The sequence below is a fragment of the Ensifer adhaerens genome (genome assembly GCF_028993555.1).
GTDB classification, from domain to species: Bacteria; Pseudomonadota; Alphaproteobacteria; order Rhizobiales; family Rhizobiaceae; genus Ensifer; species Ensifer adhaerens_I.
In genome coordinates, this window is sequence record NZ_CP118610.1 from 534,028 (window position 1) to 549,646 (window position 15,619).

Below are 15,619 nucleotides of genomic sequence, written 5' to 3' on the forward strand. Positions count from 1 at the left end.
AATTGCTGCGCTGCGGTTAGGACGGCGGGGCGGCAAGGTCAAGGGAAAATGGGACTCCGGGCAGCGATTCCCGCAATCGCGACCGTTCAGGCAATGGCCTGCCGGCTTTGAACGTCGTCCAGCCCTTCGTCGTGTGCGTAGCGAGCGGTGCGTGTCAGGGCCCAGATGCCGAGATCCTCGATCGGCAGCGGCTTGCTGATGAGGTAGCCCTGAAACAGGTCGCAGCCGGCTGCCGTCAGCATCGAGAGTTTCTCCGGCGTGTCGATGCCTTCGCCGACGACCGCAACGTCCTTGGCGTGGCAAAGCGCGATCAACGCTTTCAGCACCGGCAGTGACTGCGACGCGGTTAGGTTCGACACCAGCGCCCGGTCGAGCTTGATGGTGTCGGCCGTGTATTCGATGATCTGCTGCACGGAGGTGTAGCCGGCGCCGAAATCGTCGATCGAAAGGCGGAAGCCCTTCTGACGCAAGGCGTCGATGTTGCGGCGAAGCTGGTCGCTGAATTTGACGGCGAAGGTTTCGGTCAGTTCGATTTCGATCGACCGTGCCTCGAGCCCATGCCGCTCGAGGCACTCGGAGAAATGATCGGCAATCGCCTTGGAATGCAGTTCGGCCGAGGAGATGTTGATCGCCAGCACGGTTTCCGGGCCGAAGAGTGCCTTGAGCTGTCCGCAATCGGACATCGCCTGGTTGATCACCCACCAGTCGATCTTGGTAAAGAGGCCGGAGCTTTCGGCGATCGGGACGAATTCGTCTGGGGTAACATTGCCGAGGACGGGCGAATACCACCGCAACAGCGCCTCGCAGCCGGTGACGCGACCTTCGGTGTCGACCATCGGCATGTAGACGAGATGGAACTGTTCGTCCGGATCAAGCGAGCGCAGTTCGTCCTGGATCTGGCGCAGCCGCGTGCGCTTGTCGTGAAGCGCACGAGAGAAGCGGGCGGAACGGTTCTTGCCGCTGGTCTTTGCCTGATACATCGCGGCGTCGGCGTTCGAAATCAGCTCGGCAAGGTTGGTCGCATCATCCGGGCAGATCGCCGCGCCGATGCTTGCCGTTACCGGGTAGCGTTTGTCGGAGACTTCGAAGCCGTCCTCGAAAAGCCCCAGAATGGCCGCGGAGATTTCCCGGACCGTTCCGTCGCCGGGTCGCGACCGCACGAACACGGCAAATTCGTCGCCGGAGAGACGGGCGAGAATGGCCGGCTTCTGGCCGCGACGCTCGGTGATCGCGTCGACACGCTCGCCGATGCGGACGGCCAGCGTCTTCAAAAGCTCGTCGCCGATCTCGTGGCCATGCTTGTCGTTGACGAACTTGAAGTTGTCGATGTCGATGAACAGCAGACTGCACTTCTCGCCGGCGGCAATCGCCTCGCGCACGGCGCCGGCAGCAAGCGCATTGAAATGGCCGCGGTTGCTGATCCCGGTCAGGGTATCTGTCCAGGAACTGCGTTGCACGAGTTTCAGCGATTGCACCGACTGCCGGTGCAATTCGCGGATATTTTCCGTCAGCCGCCCGATCTCGCCCTTCTCCTCCATGTCGCGGATTTCGTCGCGCGCACCGACCATCACCGCCATCACATTGGCGTCGAGGGATGCGATCGGATCGGTAATGAAGCGGCGGATCAGCACGATGATCAGCCAGATCGAGAACAGGCTCATCGCGACGGCACCGAGCGCCAGCAGGAATTTCTGCCGCGCCATCAGCGCATCGAAATGCTCGCTCGAAACCGTGAGCGTGGCATAGAGCGAAGGCCCGAGATGAACGCTGGCAGAAAGATCTTCGGTAATCGCCAACGGCCAGGGCTGGAGCACGATGTCGGAGCCGTACTCCTTCTTCAACGCCTGCTGCATGTCGAGGAAACGGTCCGGCTGGATCGCGACCTGCACGAGCAAAGCGTTCGATTTCTTGCTCGGCAGCGGCCGGCTGAAGGCAACCGGATCGAGGAAGAAGGAATAGACGATACGTGGTCTTTGTCCTGCTTCGTAAAGATAGGTCCAGTCGGCGAGTTTGTCGTCGCGGATCAAGCGGCGGGCGAGGTTGAGCTGGGCCTCGTCGATCTGGGCGAAGGGGTCAAAGCTGTTCTCGAAATAGTAGTCCGTCTTCAGATCGGAAGTCAGCAGCGCCAGCGACACGTAGCCCGTCGGGTCGTCCAGGAGCGATTTGAGGCTTTCCTGCAGCCTGACACCGAGCGCATTGGCGCGGTAATTCTCATCCGTTTCGGACACATACTGGCGCAGCGAGTTGCCGTTCAGGAGCGCATTGAGGAAGCCCTTGCTGCGGCCGATCTCGTTCTGGAACACGGCGGCTGCATGTTCGAGACGTTGCGACAGCTTGGCGTGCTCGAGCGCGCGAATGGAACGGCTCTGGGTGACGTGGACCGAGACTGCGGCCAGCAGGTAGCCAGCGAGAACGACGGGGAAGATCAGGATGAGCGCGCGTTTGCCGAGGTTCACTGGAAGTTCGCCAATGTGCTGATGATGCGCCGGCGCAATTGCACCGACTCTGTGGACAGTTCCTGCTGGTACTGGCTCTTGGCCAGGATGTCGGGTGAGGGGTAGATCGCGGGGTCGCCGCGAACTTCTTCCGGCAGAAGGGCATAGGCCGCCCGGCTTGCCGTCGGCATGTTGAGCGCCAGCGCGTTCGCGGCAGCACTGCCAGGCGAGCCGAGATAATCGAGAAGAGCCAGCGCCCGGTCCTTGTTCGGGGATTTGGCGACCACAGACATGCAGTCGAGCCAGGAAAGCGTGCCTTCCTTGGGAACGGCGTAGCGCCAGACACCAGGCGTAGCGGCCTTGTCGTTCAGCACGTGCTGGTCGCCGCTATAGCCCAGCGCCATGTAGATTTCCTTGCTGACCGTCGGGTTCTGGATCGCGCTGATGATATATTCGTAGGTGAGCACCGAAGGCGCCTGTTCCTTCATGAGACCGAAGGCGGCCTTCAGAGTCGCGCTGTCGTTGGTGTTGATCGATTGACCGAGCAGCATCAGCGGCGCGACGAAGGCCTCATTGTGGTCGTCGTACATGGCGACATGCTTGGCGAGCGCCGGGGCAGGGCGCATGAGCTCCTGCCAGGAGGTCGGCGCCTCCGATACGACGTCTGAACGATAAAGAATGCCCATCGTGCCCCAGAGATAGGGAAGGCCGCTGCCCGCGCAGCGCTTGCGCCAGCTTTCGTCATAGTCCCGGAGCGAGGCGACGTTGGTCTCGTCGAGCTTTTCGAGCACGCCCTTGCGCCCGAAAAGGGCGGCGCTGTTCTCGCCGGTTACCACCAGGTCGACGCGGCTGTTCGGATCTGCCAGCACCTCGTCGCGGGTGTCGCCGCTATCGTAATAGACCTGGTGCACCGCGACGCCGGTTATCGACGTCCAGCGGTCGAGGATCTTCTGGTCGATGTAGGATTCCCAGATTAGCAGGTTCAGGGTCTCGGCCGGTGCCGCCGTTGCGAAGAGCAACGTCGCCAGAAAGGCCGGAATCGCCGTTCGCCCCTGCATTGAATACCCCTACCCAAGCCCGTCAGACGACCGTAGCGCGCAAAAATTGATGAATGATTACGTAGGGCTGCGACGAATAGTGGGGTGTCGAGTGCTGCTTGCGGCGGAAACGAAAGCCGGGCGCCGCATAACGGCGCCCGGTGAAAACGAAAGCGATTTCGGCGCAAAACAGCCCTATCTTGCAGGGATCTTCGGCAGCAGGATCGTGAGGATGCCAAGCAGCGGAAGATAGGAGCAGATGGTGTAGACGAATTCGATGCCCTGCCGGTCGGCGAAGATGCCGAGCACGGCCGCGCCCATGCCGCCGAAACCGAAGGCGAAGCCGAAGAAGACGCCGGCGATCAGCCCCACCCGACCCGGTACCAGCTCCTGCGCGAAGACGACGATCGCCGAGAATGCCGAGGAGAAGATCAGGCCGATGATGACCGACAGGACGCCGGTCCAGAAGAGGTTCGCATAGGGCAGCAGCAAGGCGAAGGGGATGACGCCGAGGATCGAGAACCAGATCACGAAGCGGGCGCCGTAACGGTCGCCGATCGGACCGCCAAGGAAGGTTCCGGCCGCGGCCGCGCCGAGGAAGAGGAACAGCATGAGCTGCGCCTGCTGCACGTCGATGCCGAACTTCTCGATCACGAAGAAGGTGAAGTAGCTGGAGATGCTCGCCATGTAGACGTTTTTGGTGGCCGTCAGCAGCACGAGCACGGCGACCGCCCACATGACCCGCCCTTTCGGCAGGGGAAGGGTGCGGCTGGGCGCTGCCCGGCTCATCGTCGTGCGGCGATGGCGCACATACCAGGTGCTGACCCAGGAGAGCACGAAGAAGCCGATGATCGCGACGATCGAGAACCAGCTGAGGCTTCCCTGGCCGAAGGGAATGACGATGAAAGCGGCCAGCAGCGGACCCATGGCGCTGCCGGCATTGCCGCCCACCTGGAACAGCGATTGCGCCAATCCGTGGCGTCCGCCGGAGGCGAGACGGGCGATGCGCGAGGATTCCGGATGGAAGATCGCCGAACCGACACCGATCAGGCTCGCCGCCACCAGAAGGACCCAGAAATCATTCGCGTTTGCCAGCAGGATCAGGCCGCTGCAGGTCGAAAGCATGGCGAGCGGCAGCGAATAGGGCAGCGCCCAGCGGTCGGTGATGATGCCGACAGCCGGCTGCAGCATCGACGCCGTCAGCTGGAAGGTAAAGGTCAGGAGGCCGATCTGCACGAAATCGAGCGAGTAGTTCGCCTTGAGCAGCGGATAGAGCGCGGTCAGCAGCGACTGCATGATGTCGTTCAGCATATGGCAGAAGCTGACAGCCAGGATGACGGAGAAAGCGGTCTTCTCCGGGGAGATCCCGGAAGTTGAGGTCACGGTAGACATGGGGTGAATCCTTGCCGTCTCGAAGGTTGTATGCGGCGTGGGCTATCTGTACTGAGGTTGCGATTGGCCTGCTTTTGTGATGTGGTCGATTTCTTTCGTGAGTGGGCCAAATGCCGATCCGCCGATTTCCCTTGCCGCAGCTTCCCGATGCCGATCACTTCCGGAATCTCGATTGGGTCGAGACTGGAAACGCGCCGGTGCTCGCACTGGGACGAGACTACAGCGCCGGCCTTCTGGTTCCGTTCCACAGCCATACGCGCACGCAGCTCTGGTGGGCGCGCGGCGGCGTCGTGCTGATGCGCACCGAACGCGGGCGGTGGATGGTGCCGCCCGGCCATGCCCTGCTGATCCCCGCTGGCATGGAGCACTCGGCCGAGATGATCAGCGACGTGCGCATGCACTCGATCTATTTCGCGCCGGACCTTCTGCGCGCCGAGCGGCCGATGGTCATGGAGATCAATCCGCTGGCCGGCAGCCTGGTGGATGCGCTCGTCAGTATCGAGAACGAGACGATGTCGGAGCGGCGTGAACAACTGGTCACGGATCTTTTGCTGGAGGAAATCGGCCGGCTGCAGGAGCGCCCGCTCGGCTTGCCGTATCCGCGCGACGAGAAACTAGCAGCCCTTTGCCGGCAGTTCCTGCAGGCGCCGTCGGCTGCGGCAAGCATCGACCAGTGGGCGGAACGGATGGGCCTCAGCCGGCGATCGTTCACGCGGTTCTTCCGCAAGGAGACGGGTGTCAGCTTCGTCACCTGGCGCCAACAGGCCTGTATCTTTGCCTCCTTGCCGTTCCTGGCCGATGGCGAGCCGATCACCAATGTGGCGCTCGATGCCGGCTATGAAAATGTGGCCGCCTTCACCACCATGTTCCGCCGCATGCTCGGCAGCCCGCCGAGCGTCTATCTCAGGACATATCTTGGGCAGTAATCGGCGCCGGTTGGCCGGCTATGGCAAAGGAACGTTGAATTGACCTGGTTAACGGAATCGTAGGAACAAGCCGCAATAACTCGCCCCGTGCCGTTCCAGTCCACCTCCCTCCCTCCCTCCCTCGGCCTGTCGGCACGGTCAAAACTTCGCCCCGGCGAATGATTCTTCCGGAGTTGTTTCTTGCGTATCCGTTCTCTTGTCCTCCTTTCTGGAACCCTTTTGCTATCGGCGAACGCCGTCTCTGCCGGCGACGGCCAGTATTTCTGGTCCGGTGACTGGTATCTGAAGGTGGGAGCCACCGGCTTCCTCGGTCCGAAGTATGAAGGCGCCTCCAAGCGCATGTTCCAGGCAGCACCCCTGATCTCGCTCGGCAAGGCCGGCAGCTCGGTTCGCTTCTCCTCGCGCAACGACAACATGTCCTACGCGCTGGTCGACCAGGGAAGTTATCGTGCGGGTCTCGTCGGCAAGCTGATCTTCGAGCGCGACGCCGGCACGTCCAGTGACCTGAAGGGTCTCGATCCGATCAAGTTCGGCGGTGAAATCGGCGGCTTTGCAGAGGTCTATCCGACGGACTGGCTGCGGGTGCGCGCCGAAGTCCGCCAGGGCATTCGCAGTCACCATGGCGTCGTCGCCGACGTCGCGGCTGACGCCTTCACCGATGTCAGCAGCAATGTCCGCATCTCCGGCGGTCCGCGCGTGACCGCTGCCACCAGCGCCTACTACGGCGCCTATTATGGCGTGAACGACCGCGAGTCTGCCGCATCCGGCCTCGCCAAGTATTATCCGCATGGCGGCGTCGGGTCCGCCGGCGTCGGCGCCGCGATCACCTGGCAGGCAACGGAGAAGCTCGAAACGAGTGCCTATGCCGAGTATCGGCGCCTGCTTGGCCCTGCCGCCGATTCCAGCCTCGTTCAAGAGCGCGGCAGCCGAAACCAGGTCCTGGTCGGCCTGTCGGCGACCTACCGTTTCGACTTCACCCTTCCTTGACACCCGCTGGTCCGGCGCTGCGGCGATCTCGCCGCTTGACCGGTCGGACCTGCGGCGTCAAACAGGGGGATGAACACGTTCCCCGCCGATTCCGGCCGCGTCCACGACGCGCCGTCCAACAATTGGGTTTATCGCGCACTGCCGCGCGCGCTCTGGCCCCATGCGCAGCTTGCCCGTTGGGACCGTCCGATCGGCTGGCAATTGCTGCTGCTGCCCTGCCTCTGGTCCGTGGCGTTGGCTACGGGCGCAGCGGCAGGCACCGAAGCCTTCTCGTTCGGCCGCTTCTTGTACCATTGCTTCCTGTTCACGGTGGGCGCGATCGCCATGCGCGGCGCCGGCTGCACCTACAACGACATTGTCGACCACGACATCGATATGGAGGTTGCGCGCACCCGCTCGCGGCCGTTGCCGTCGGGGCGCATTTCGCGTCTTCAGGCGAAGGTGTTCATGGTGCTGCAGGCGCTCGTCGGCCTGGTCGTGCTGCTGCAGTTCAACACCTTCTCGATCGTACTCGGCATCCTGTCGCTTGCGATCGTCGCAATCTATCCCTTCGCCAAACGGTTTACCGATTGGCCGCAATTCTTCCTGGGGCTAGCCTTCTCCTGGGGCGCGCTGATGGGCTGGGCGGCCGAATTCGGTACGCTGTCGCTGGCTGCCGTGCTGCTTTACGGTGCGGCGATTGCCTGGACGATCGGCTATGACACGATCTACGCCTACCAGGACAGAGAGGACGACGAGCTGATCGGCGTGCGTTCGACGGCAAGGCGGTTCGGCGACAATCCACGGCCGTGGCTGATCGGCCTTTATGGCATTGCGACACTGTTGCTGCTGCTGTCCTTCGTGGCCGCCGGTGCCGGCGCAATTGCCTATATCGGACTTCTGATTGCGGCGGCGATGCTGACCTATCAGATCCTGGTGCTGAACATCCACGATCCGGTGCAGTGCCTGGCGCTGTTCAAGTTCAACGGTGTTGTCGGCCTGATCATCTTTGTCGGCCTGGTACTGGCGTTTCTGGTACGCCTGATATGAAAAATCCTCCGTCGCGGCGGAGGATCCTCTTCATGCATCTGGTCCGTCCCGCTTCTGCATGTTTCCTAAAATCCTAGCCGATTTAAGGGTAAAAACATGCAGCCTCGAAAGTGCTACAACGACCTTTGCGCGTCAGATAAGATGCGCGGCGCTGTAGTGGCGGGCCGTAAAAGCTTCATGCCCAGCTGATCTCGCGGGCGGCCTTGCGCTCCTTCGCCTCATGACGCGCACGGAAGCTGGACAGGATGACGGCAACGGCGGCGGCGATATGCTTGCGCATCGGGTTTCTCCTTCTTTCGTGATCTTGGCTATGAACCCGATATGGCACGAAGAAGGCGACGGAGCTGTTTCCGTGGGAACATCTGAAGCAATCCCAGAAAACCCTGTGAAGTGGCTTGCCGTGCGCAACGGCATCTCAAAATCGGCAGCCCAAAATCGGCAGCACGGAAATCGAACGACAACAGCCGGCCGCAGGGAACGGCCGGCTGTTGCGCTGGAGGTACTGCTGCGGATTAGCTGCGGGCGATGATCTCGCGCCCGTCGATTTTCATGTGAACGCCGAGCGTGCCGGTGGAGCGGCGCACGAGGAAGCGCGGCCGGCGCTCTGCGAAGAAGGAGTGGCGGCGGCGCGGCTTGACCGGTGCGGTGCGCACGTCGCCCAGGTGCTCTTCAAGCGGTCTTGCGACGCCATCCGCTTCGACCATCAGCATCGGAATGCGATAGGCCTCCGCCCAGGCGCGCCAGTCGGCGGCAATGTCGGACAGGTCGTGTGCGACGAGCAGCGGAACGCAGAGGTCCGGGTCGTCGTGATGAAGTTCCAGCGTCACTGTAACGTCTCCGTCGCCGTGATCGATCGCGCGAGCCGCGACCCCTTTGAATGCCCGCGCCGGCAATGCGATCGAAAGCGGCAGGCCGCTCGATGGTAGCACCTTGCGCAGAACTGCGCCACGCTCGTCCAGGCTGATCGTGACATTACCCGTGTGACCGTGCAAAGCGTAGCTTGCTTGCTGTGGAAAGCGCTTCGGATCAAGACGGAGCGTGTTTTCGACCCATGCGGGTTGAGAGAGTGTGTTGCGCATTTCAATCGCCCTTGTTTTTCCTTGAGAGCCGGTTTCCGGTCTTCTCGTCGGGACTTTTTCGTCCTCTATGGGCTGAAGAATAGGCGCCCCCCTTTCCGAACGGCTTAAGAATCGCGGTTAAGAAAACTTTGCGTTTTTCGATGGTTAGCAAAAGCCGACCGCTCAGGGTTTCCGTTTCGTCAACGGCTCCGGCGGTCTTGTTCCGATCGGAGGCAACCAGTGGCACGTTGGCCGCCGGCGAAAAGCCACACACAAGCCAGTGCTGCAATCATGACGCGTCAGAATTCTGTTTCGGGGGTGGTTCGGCCGCTCCATGGGTAACCGACGGGGCCAGGCATGGTATCGACCTATCTCGACTACAGTCGCATCACGCGTGATTTGCGCAGCAGCCTCAATCGTGTTGCCCAGCAGCCGCAGATCGCGCGCGAAGCTGAATATTACCGGGAGAACATCGACAAGGTGAAGACCGTCGACGCGTTCCTCGACGATTACCGGCTCTACTCCTACGCGATGAAGGCACATGGCCTGGAGGACATGACCTATGCCAAGGCCTTCATGCGCAAGGTTCTGGAAAGCGACCTCAAGGACGACAACAGTTTTGCCAACCGTCTCACGGATGAACGCTACCGCAATTTCGCGCAGGCCTTCAACTTCAGTTCGGCAACCGCAGTGGCCCAAACCAACGCACAGCAGGATGCGCTGATCGGCCTCTATAATGACCGCATCAACAATCTCGATACAGTCATGCGGCAAGAGATGGCCTATTTTGGCGCGGCGATGGATCTGGTCACCGATGTCGACCAGTTTCTGGGCAATGAAAGGCTGCGCTCCTTTGCCTTCACCGTGTTCGGACTGGATGCGAAGACCTTTTCGTACACGGAAGTTCGCAATGCGTTGACGAGCGATCCCGCGACCTTGACCGCTAATCAGACGGCAGCCAAGACGCGGCTGACCGAAGCGAGCAAGCAACTGACGGATCTCGGCGCACGCGACACGGCTCTCGCCCAGATCGTCAGCCTGACGGCCCAACTGGCCGCAGCGCCCGATGCCGACAAGCCTGCCATCCAGACGAAGATCGATGAGCAGAACGCAATCGTCACCGACCTCGATGGACGGCTGCCCCCGCGCGACCAGGCGCCGGCGCTAAAGGCGCAACTCTCCCTGGAGGTGAACACGCTTGCCAGGCAGATCAGCGGTCTCGATATCTATATCCAGCTCGCCTCGACATTCAATTTCAATGCTGACGGCAGCGTGCCTTCCGGTGAGAAGGCGATCAGCGACGAAAAGAAAAAGCTGCTCAACGAGGCCTATGTCTTCCAGCGGCCAGGCGTCACACCGTCGGGTGGCGCACGGCTGACCGGCGCTGGCGCGCTGCTCAACAAGGAATACTACGAGCAGAAGATCGGCAGCATTACCAAGGTCTCTGACCTGCTCGCCGACAACCGCCTGCTCAACTACGTCATCACCGCCTTCGGCCTGCCGTCCGCGACAACGATGCCCTCCACGGTCGAAAACATCCTCACCAGCGACATCAACGACCCGGAGAGCTACGTCAACAAGTATGGTGGCGAATACAACGCCGCCTACAAGAAGATGCTCGCCGCCTTCAACTTCCAGACTGACGGTACGCTGCCAGCCGGCAAGACCGCGCAGGATGCGGACCAGATGAAGACGACGTCCGACGGCTACATGGTGCGCTACAACGACAAGAGTGATGCCGAGGACGAAGCTCTGGTCAAACGCTTCAAACTCGTGATCGGCACGATGAAATCGGTCGATGAACTGCTCGCCAACAACGACATGAAGAAGTTCATGCTGCGTGCTTTCGGTCTTGAGAATGAAGATCTGAGCACGCGAACGTTGAAGCGGATTCTGACCAGCGACCTCAACGATCCCAAAAGCTACGCCAACACGCTGCGCGATGATCGATACGTCAAGCTGGTAAAGGCATTCAACTTCAATCCGGACGGCACGCTCGGCGCACCAAAGCTCGCGCAGAGCGAGGCCGACATCATGAATACGGCCAAGGCCTATGTGATCGCCAAGTCCCGGTTCGGCACGGATGAAGAGAAGAAGGTCGCCAAGGACAAGGCGCAGGAGGAAGCCAAGTACTACGCGGCCGAGATCGAGAAGGTCGAGACGCTCGACGCCTTCCTCGCGAACCGGCGTCTGGTCGATTTCGTGCTCGTCGGATCCGGCATCGACCCGGAAACGGTCAAGACCGAATATCTCAAGGACATGTTCACGTCCAACCTGGACGATCCAAAGAGCTTCATCAATACCGATCCGAACGGATTGAAGTATCGCGGGATCGTCGCCTCCTTCAACTTCGACACAGACGGCAAGATCGTTCGGGGTGAGGCCGGCCAGATCCAGACCCGGCGCGGGTTGATCACCACGGTCGACCTCTATCTCAATCAGTCGCTCGAGGAATCCGAAGGCGCCGACAACGGCGGCGTTCGCCTGGCGCTCTATTTCAAGCGCAAGGCCCCGGAGATCAACACCGCTTACGACATCCTGGCCGAAACCGCCCTGTTCCAGGTCGTCAAGACGGCCTACAGCATGCCGGAGGGGTTGCAGAACGCCAAGATCGAGGCGCAGGCCGCCTATCTCGAGCGCGTCATCGACATCAAGGATCTGCAGGATCCCGCAAAGCTCGAGAAGCTTTTGCAGCGGTTCACCGCGCTCTATGACGTCGAAAACAACACGGACGTCTCGCCGGGCCTGGCCATCCTCAGCGGTAGCGGGGGAGGCGGCGTCAGCGCCGAGACGCTCCTGTCTCTCTCGCAGCTACGGGCAGGCGGTCGCTGACGCGGATTGCGTCAAGTGCAGCGAGCCCGTTGCGGCAGGTGCCCAAGCCTGCCGCATAAGACCGTCCGCTTCAGCGGTCGGCGCGCAGCACCTTGTCAGGGTTCATGATGCCGGCCGGATCGAAGGCGTGCTTGATCCGTTGCATCAGCTCGATCTCGATCGGCGTGCGGATTTCTGCGAGCTCGTCGCGCTTCAACTGGCCTATGCCGTGCTCGGCCGAGATCGAGCCGTTATAACTGAGGACGATACCGTGCACGATCACGTTGATCTCGCGCCAGCGGTCGAGGAAGGCCTGCTTGTCGGCGCCGACCGGCTGCGAGATGTTGTAGTGGATGTTGCCGTCGCCCATGTGGCCGAAGGAGCAGATGCGGGCGCCCGGGATCGCCTTCGTGACCGCGGCATCCGCCTCCTTCATGAAGGCGGGAATGCTGGAAACGGGCACCGAAACATCGTGTTTGATCGAGCCGCCCTCGGGCTTCTGCGCCGGCGACATGCTTTCGCGCATATGCCACAGCGCCTTGGCCTGCATCTCATTGGCGGCGATCACCGCATTTTCGACAAGGCCGGCTGCAAATCCCTGTTCCAGGAGGTCGTTGACCATGCGTTCGGCGCTTTCGGCCGAATCCGAGGTGGAGATGTCGATTAGCGCGTACCAGGGATGGACCGTCTCCATCGGATCGCGAACGCCAGGAATATGCCTGGTCGTAAACTCGACGCCGAGGCGCGGCATCAGCTCGAAACCGGTCAGCGCCGGCCCGCAAAGGCTGGAGGCCTTTTCGAAGAGGGCGAGCGCCTGCTCGACGCTGCCGACGCCGGCAAAAGCCACCTGGTGACCGAGCGGTTTCGGGAACAGCTTGAGCACCGCGCCAGTGATGACGCCGAGCGTACCCTCGGCGCCGATGAAGAGGTCGCGCAGGTCGTAACCGGTATTGTCCTTCTTCAGCCGGCGCAGTCCGTCCCAGATCTCGCCGGTCGGCAATACCACCTCGAGGCCGAGGCAGAGCTGGCGCATGTTACCATAGGCTAGCACCGCCGTGCCGCCAGCATTGGTGGAGAGATTGCCGCCGATCCGGGCTGAGCCTTCCGAGCCGAGCGACAGCGGGAACAGGCGATTATGGTCGTCCGCGGCCTTCTGGATGTCGGCGAGAATGCAGCCGGCGTCCGCGACGATCACGTTGCCGACCGGATCAATGTCGCGGATCCGGTTCAGCCTTTCGAGCGAAAGCACGATGTCCGCCTTGCCTTCCCGCGGGATCTGTCCGGCGACGTGGCCGGTGTTGCCGCCCTGCGGCACAATCGCAGTGCGGGTCGCGCTGGCGAGTTTCAGGATGTGCGACACCTCGTCGACCGAGCCGGGACGAAGCACCATTGGCGTCGTGCCGCGATAAAGCCCGCGGGACTCGACGAGATAGCGCGCCTTGTCCGCTTCTGCGGTGAGCGCATTGGCGCTGCCGACGATCTCGACGAAGGAGGCGATGAGTTCGGGAGAGGGAAGGGTCGTCATGGGTCTGCCTTCGCGTTGCGCTTGAGCGCGCTATCGGATCCGTTGATCTAAAGTCGCGATCCTCGGTTCGTATCGATTGCGATCATAACCGCAATCGCAACCGTTCGGTGAGGTCGGGGTGCGGGGGAGGCGCCGCACGCGAACTCACCCTCGTGGTGCTGCTGCCCGCTGCAGCCGGTCGATGATCGCTTCCCCCAATCCGTCAGCTGGTATCGGGCCGAAGGCGATCGTTGCGGCCCCGCTGGCATCGGCTCGCTTCATATAGTCGAAGAGATTGGCTGCCGCTTCGCGCAGGTTTCCCGTCGGGCTGAGGTCAAGCACGATCGCCGCCTGCTCCTCGCCGGCGATCTTGCCTCCGCCGAAACGGATCAAGGCCTCGCCCGCGCGCACATTGGCAGCATCGAGCCTGACGGCAGCGCCCGGCGCATAGTGCGAGGCCAGCATGCCCGGAGCCTCGATCGTCGCCCCCGCGGTCTCTGGCCGGATCACCGGACGGTCGAGCAGGCGCTCGATCTCGGCGGCATCGAGGCCACCCGGTCGGAGCAGCCGGATCTCGCCACCGTCGACCTTTATGATCGTGGATTCCAGGCCGATTTCGGCCGGACCGGCATCGAGGATCAGTTTCAGCTTGTCGCCGAGATCGGCATCGACGTGGGCCGCGCTGGTCGGGCTGATCTTGCCTGAGGTGTTGGCGCTGGGCGCTGCGAGCGGGCGCCCGAAGCGGGCGATCACTCGGCGCGAGAAGCCGTCGGGCATACGGATGCCGAGCGTGTCGAGGCCGGCCGAGGCGAGGGCATGCACGGCGCTATCGGGCCGCTGCGGCAGGATCAGCGTCAGCGGTCCTGGCCAGAACGTTTCTGCCAGGCGCCGCGAAATCGGATCGAAACGCACGTGAGCCTCGGCCATGGCCATGTCGGAAACATGCGAGATCAGCGGATTGAAGCGCGGCCGTCCCTTCATCTCGTAGATGCGACTGATCGCCTCGGGATTGGTCGCGTCGGCGGCAAGGCCATAGACGGTTTCGGTCGGGATGGCGACCGGCTCGCCTTGGGCAAGAACGGCGCAGGCGCGTTCGATCGCGCGGTCCGGTTCCCTGCCTGTGTCGATGATTTCTGCCATGCCGTTTCCTTTCCGACGCTTCCATATCGGACGCGCCGGGAAAACAGAACGATTTTCTTTGCGGGACTTCGGTTGCTGCCTCAGAGGCTGCGGATGATGCGGCGCAGCGAATCGTTCCGGGCACCGAGCATCAGCACGTTCTTGAGGGCGATCTTGGGGTCGTCCGTGCGGAAAAGGAGCCCGTTGTCGCGGACGTTGCGGTTGATGATCATTTGTCCGTCTTCGGAGTTCGGCTCGATCGCGACCGCGAAATACATGCGGGAGTAGCCGCTCTGGATGCGGTCGAAGAAATGCGTCTCGTCACCAAGGTCGCTGAAGAAATTGGCGAAGTAGAACGACCAGGTGATATCTTTGGAAGGCGTGACCGCCGTCCTCGCCGCCGTCACGTGGCAATAGCCAAGATGCGGCTTGCCGACGAGCGTGCGGTGAAAAATCAGCTTGGGAAACTGGATCGAGGCATGGAAGCCGTTGATCCGCTTGTGCGTGGTATCGCCGGCGGTCGTGAGCTTCTTGCCAGTCCTGTCGGCGACTTCCTCGTAGCTGAGGTACCGTCGTTCGTTCGGCAACCACTGCCGGCGGTTGATCCTGCCGGTGCGCAGAAACTCGGTGTGAACTGCCGTCTTCGGCATGATCGCCGGCGGCTTTTCGGCCGCTGCGTCGTAATATCTGAACTTTGCCATGATCGTCAGCGCGCCATCTGCCTGCCGGACATCTTCGTCCGCCGTCAAACCTAATGGCTTATGGTTAATGAAGGATTTCCTTTCGTTAGCGCAATATGCCTTTGCCCATTCGCCGGAATGTCGCAAACGGGCGAAGCTTTCCCGCGTCTGCGCCGTATCGGCCGCAAAAGGCGGCATATGCCCAATTTTTGATCTATCCATATGTTTATAAAGTGAAAAACTCTCGAACTCGTCTCCAGAAGTCGGTTTCGATCGTGTCGTCATTCTGGAATTGGATGTCGCTATCCGGCGCCTGCCGAGGTGCCTTCCGCGCTTACATATCCTTACTCAAGGTGTCGTCTTCCAAAGGTGAAGGCGGAGAATTGGGAAGCCGGTCAAATCCCGGCGCTGCCCCCGCAACGGTGGTGGAGCGAAAGCCTCGGCAAAGGCCACTGGGCGGTTCCGTCCGGGAAGGTGCCGGGCTGGTCCTTGCAAGGACGGCTCCTGAGCCCGGAAACCAGCCTTGACGGACATAACCGTAACGGGTTGCGGCGGGCAGCCGGATCGGAGCCTAAAACGCATGGGCGTGCGCCCGTGCGGGTTCCTGTCCTGCCTCTCCGAAACATGGCGCATGAGGACAG

11 protein-coding genes and 1 riboswitch are annotated in these 15,619 nt (G+C 61.8%); of the genes, 4 read left to right on the forward strand and 7 right to left on the reverse strand.

Translation table 11 applies throughout. From position 1 onward, the window contains the following. Positions 1-86: 86 nt before the first annotated feature. The 3 genes from PWG15_RS02485 to PWG15_RS02495 all read right to left on the reverse strand — a co-directional run bounded on the left by PWG15_RS02485 (position 87) and on the right by PWG15_RS02495 (position 4,864). The gene (locus PWG15_RS02485; RefSeq protein ID WP_275022921.1) at positions 87-2,456 is read right to left on the reverse strand and encodes a putative bifunctional diguanylate cyclase/phosphodiesterase; all 2,370 of its coding nucleotides are present in this window, start codon (positions 2,454-2,456) and stop codon (positions 87-89) included. Next, the gene (locus tag PWG15_RS02490) at positions 2,453-3,493 is read right to left on the reverse strand and encodes a polyamine ABC transporter substrate-binding protein (RefSeq protein WP_275022922.1); all 1,041 of its coding nucleotides are present in this window, start codon (positions 3,491-3,493) and stop codon (positions 2,453-2,455) included. The genes PWG15_RS02485 and PWG15_RS02490 overlap by 4 nt, the downstream gene beginning before the upstream one ends. A 174-nt stretch (positions 3,494-3,667) precedes the next feature. Further along, positions 3,668-4,864 carry an MFS transporter gene (locus PWG15_RS02495; protein ID WP_275022924.1) on the reverse strand — a complete coding sequence of 399 codons (1,197 nt, stop codon included), beginning with the start codon at positions 4,862-4,864 and terminating at the stop codon, positions 3,668-3,670. 110 nt (positions 4,865-4,974) lie between these two features. Here PWG15_RS02495 and PWG15_RS02500 point away from each other — a divergent pair, with 110 nt between their 5' ends. The 3 genes from PWG15_RS02500 to ubiA all read left to right on the forward strand — a co-directional run bounded on the left by PWG15_RS02500 (position 4,975) and on the right by ubiA (position 7,806). Beyond that, a complete protein-coding gene (locus PWG15_RS02500; RefSeq protein WP_275022925.1) occupies positions 4,975-5,790 on the forward strand; it encodes an AraC family transcriptional regulator in 816 nt (271 codons plus the stop codon). 180 nt (positions 5,791-5,970) lie between these two features. Beyond that, entirely contained in the window at positions 5,971-6,777 is an 807-nt protein-coding gene (locus tag PWG15_RS02505) for a MipA/OmpV family protein (RefSeq protein WP_275022926.1), read from the forward strand. Positions 6,778-6,846: 69 nt separating this feature from the next. Further along, on the forward strand, positions 6,847-7,806 hold the full coding sequence (gene ubiA / locus PWG15_RS02510; protein WP_275022927.1) for a 4-hydroxybenzoate octaprenyltransferase: 960 nt from the start codon (positions 6,847-6,849) through the stop codon (positions 7,804-7,806). A 512-nt stretch (positions 7,807-8,318) separates the two neighbouring features. Here the strand turns inward: ubiA and PWG15_RS02515 are convergent. Continuing rightward, positions 8,319-8,885, reverse strand: a complete 567-nt coding sequence (locus PWG15_RS02515; protein WP_275022929.1) for a DUF6101 family protein — start codon at positions 8,883-8,885, stop codon at positions 8,319-8,321. Positions 8,886-9,221: 336 nt separating this feature from the next. Between PWG15_RS02515 and PWG15_RS02520 the strand changes: the two genes are divergently transcribed. After that, positions 9,222-11,696: a DUF1217 domain-containing protein gene (locus PWG15_RS02520; protein ID WP_275022930.1), complete on the forward strand. Its 2,475-nt coding sequence runs from the start codon at positions 9,222-9,224 to the stop codon at positions 11,694-11,696. 70 nt (positions 11,697-11,766) lie between these two features. On the opposite strand, the gene PWG15_RS02525 is transcribed toward PWG15_RS02520, so the two are convergent. The 3 genes from PWG15_RS02525 to PWG15_RS02535 form a co-directional block, all read right to left on the reverse strand. Then, positions 11,767-13,200: an FAD-binding oxidoreductase gene (locus tag PWG15_RS02525; RefSeq protein ID WP_275022931.1), complete on the reverse strand. Its 1,434-nt coding sequence runs from the start codon at positions 13,198-13,200 to the stop codon at positions 11,767-11,769. A gap of 144 nt (positions 13,201-13,344) precedes the next feature. Further along, positions 13,345-14,319, reverse strand: a complete 975-nt coding sequence (locus tag PWG15_RS02530; RefSeq protein WP_275022932.1) for an L-threonylcarbamoyladenylate synthase — start codon at positions 14,317-14,319, stop codon at positions 13,345-13,347. Positions 14,320-14,399: 80 nt separating this feature from the next. Then, positions 14,400-14,999: a DUF6656 family protein gene (locus tag PWG15_RS02535; RefSeq protein ID WP_275022933.1), complete on the reverse strand. Its 600-nt coding sequence runs from the start codon at positions 14,997-14,999 to the stop codon at positions 14,400-14,402. A 313-nt stretch (positions 15,000-15,312) separates the two neighbouring features. Then, a riboswitch (cobalamin riboswitch) is annotated at positions 15,313-15,518 on the forward strand. The last annotated feature ends 101 nt before the right edge of the window (positions 15,519-15,619 follow it).

Bases quoted from the DNA above. Each gene is read 5' to 3' on its own strand.
- ubiA (WP_275022927.1), top strand. From the start codon at position 6,847: ATGAACACGTTCCCCGCCGATTCCGGCCGCGTCCACGACGCGCCGTCC.
- PWG15_RS02490 (WP_275022922.1), bottom strand. From the start codon at position 3,493: ATGCAGGGGCGAACGGCGATTCCGGCCTTTCTGGCGACGTTGCTCTTC.
- PWG15_RS02530 (WP_275022932.1), bottom strand. From the start codon at position 14,319: ATGGCAGAAATCATCGACACAGGCAGGGAACCGGACCGCGCGATCGAA.
- PWG15_RS02495 (WP_275022924.1), bottom strand. From the start codon at position 4,864: ATGTCTACCGTGACCTCAACTTCCGGGATCTCCCCGGAGAAGACCGCT.
- PWG15_RS02500 (WP_275022925.1), top strand. From the start codon at position 4,975: ATGCCGATCCGCCGATTTCCCTTGCCGCAGCTTCCCGATGCCGATCAC.
- PWG15_RS02515 (WP_275022929.1), bottom strand. From the start codon at position 8,885: ATGCGCAACACACTCTCTCAACCCGCATGGGTCGAAAACACGCTCCGT.
- PWG15_RS02535 (WP_275022933.1), bottom strand. From the start codon at position 14,999: ATGGCAAAGTTCAGATATTACGACGCAGCGGCCGAAAAGCCGCCGGCG.
- PWG15_RS02520 (WP_275022930.1), top strand. From the start codon at position 9,222: ATGGTATCGACCTATCTCGACTACAGTCGCATCACGCGTGATTTGCGC.
- PWG15_RS02525 (WP_275022931.1), bottom strand. From the start codon at position 13,200: ATGACGACCCTTCCCTCTCCCGAACTCATCGCCTCCTTCGTCGAGATC.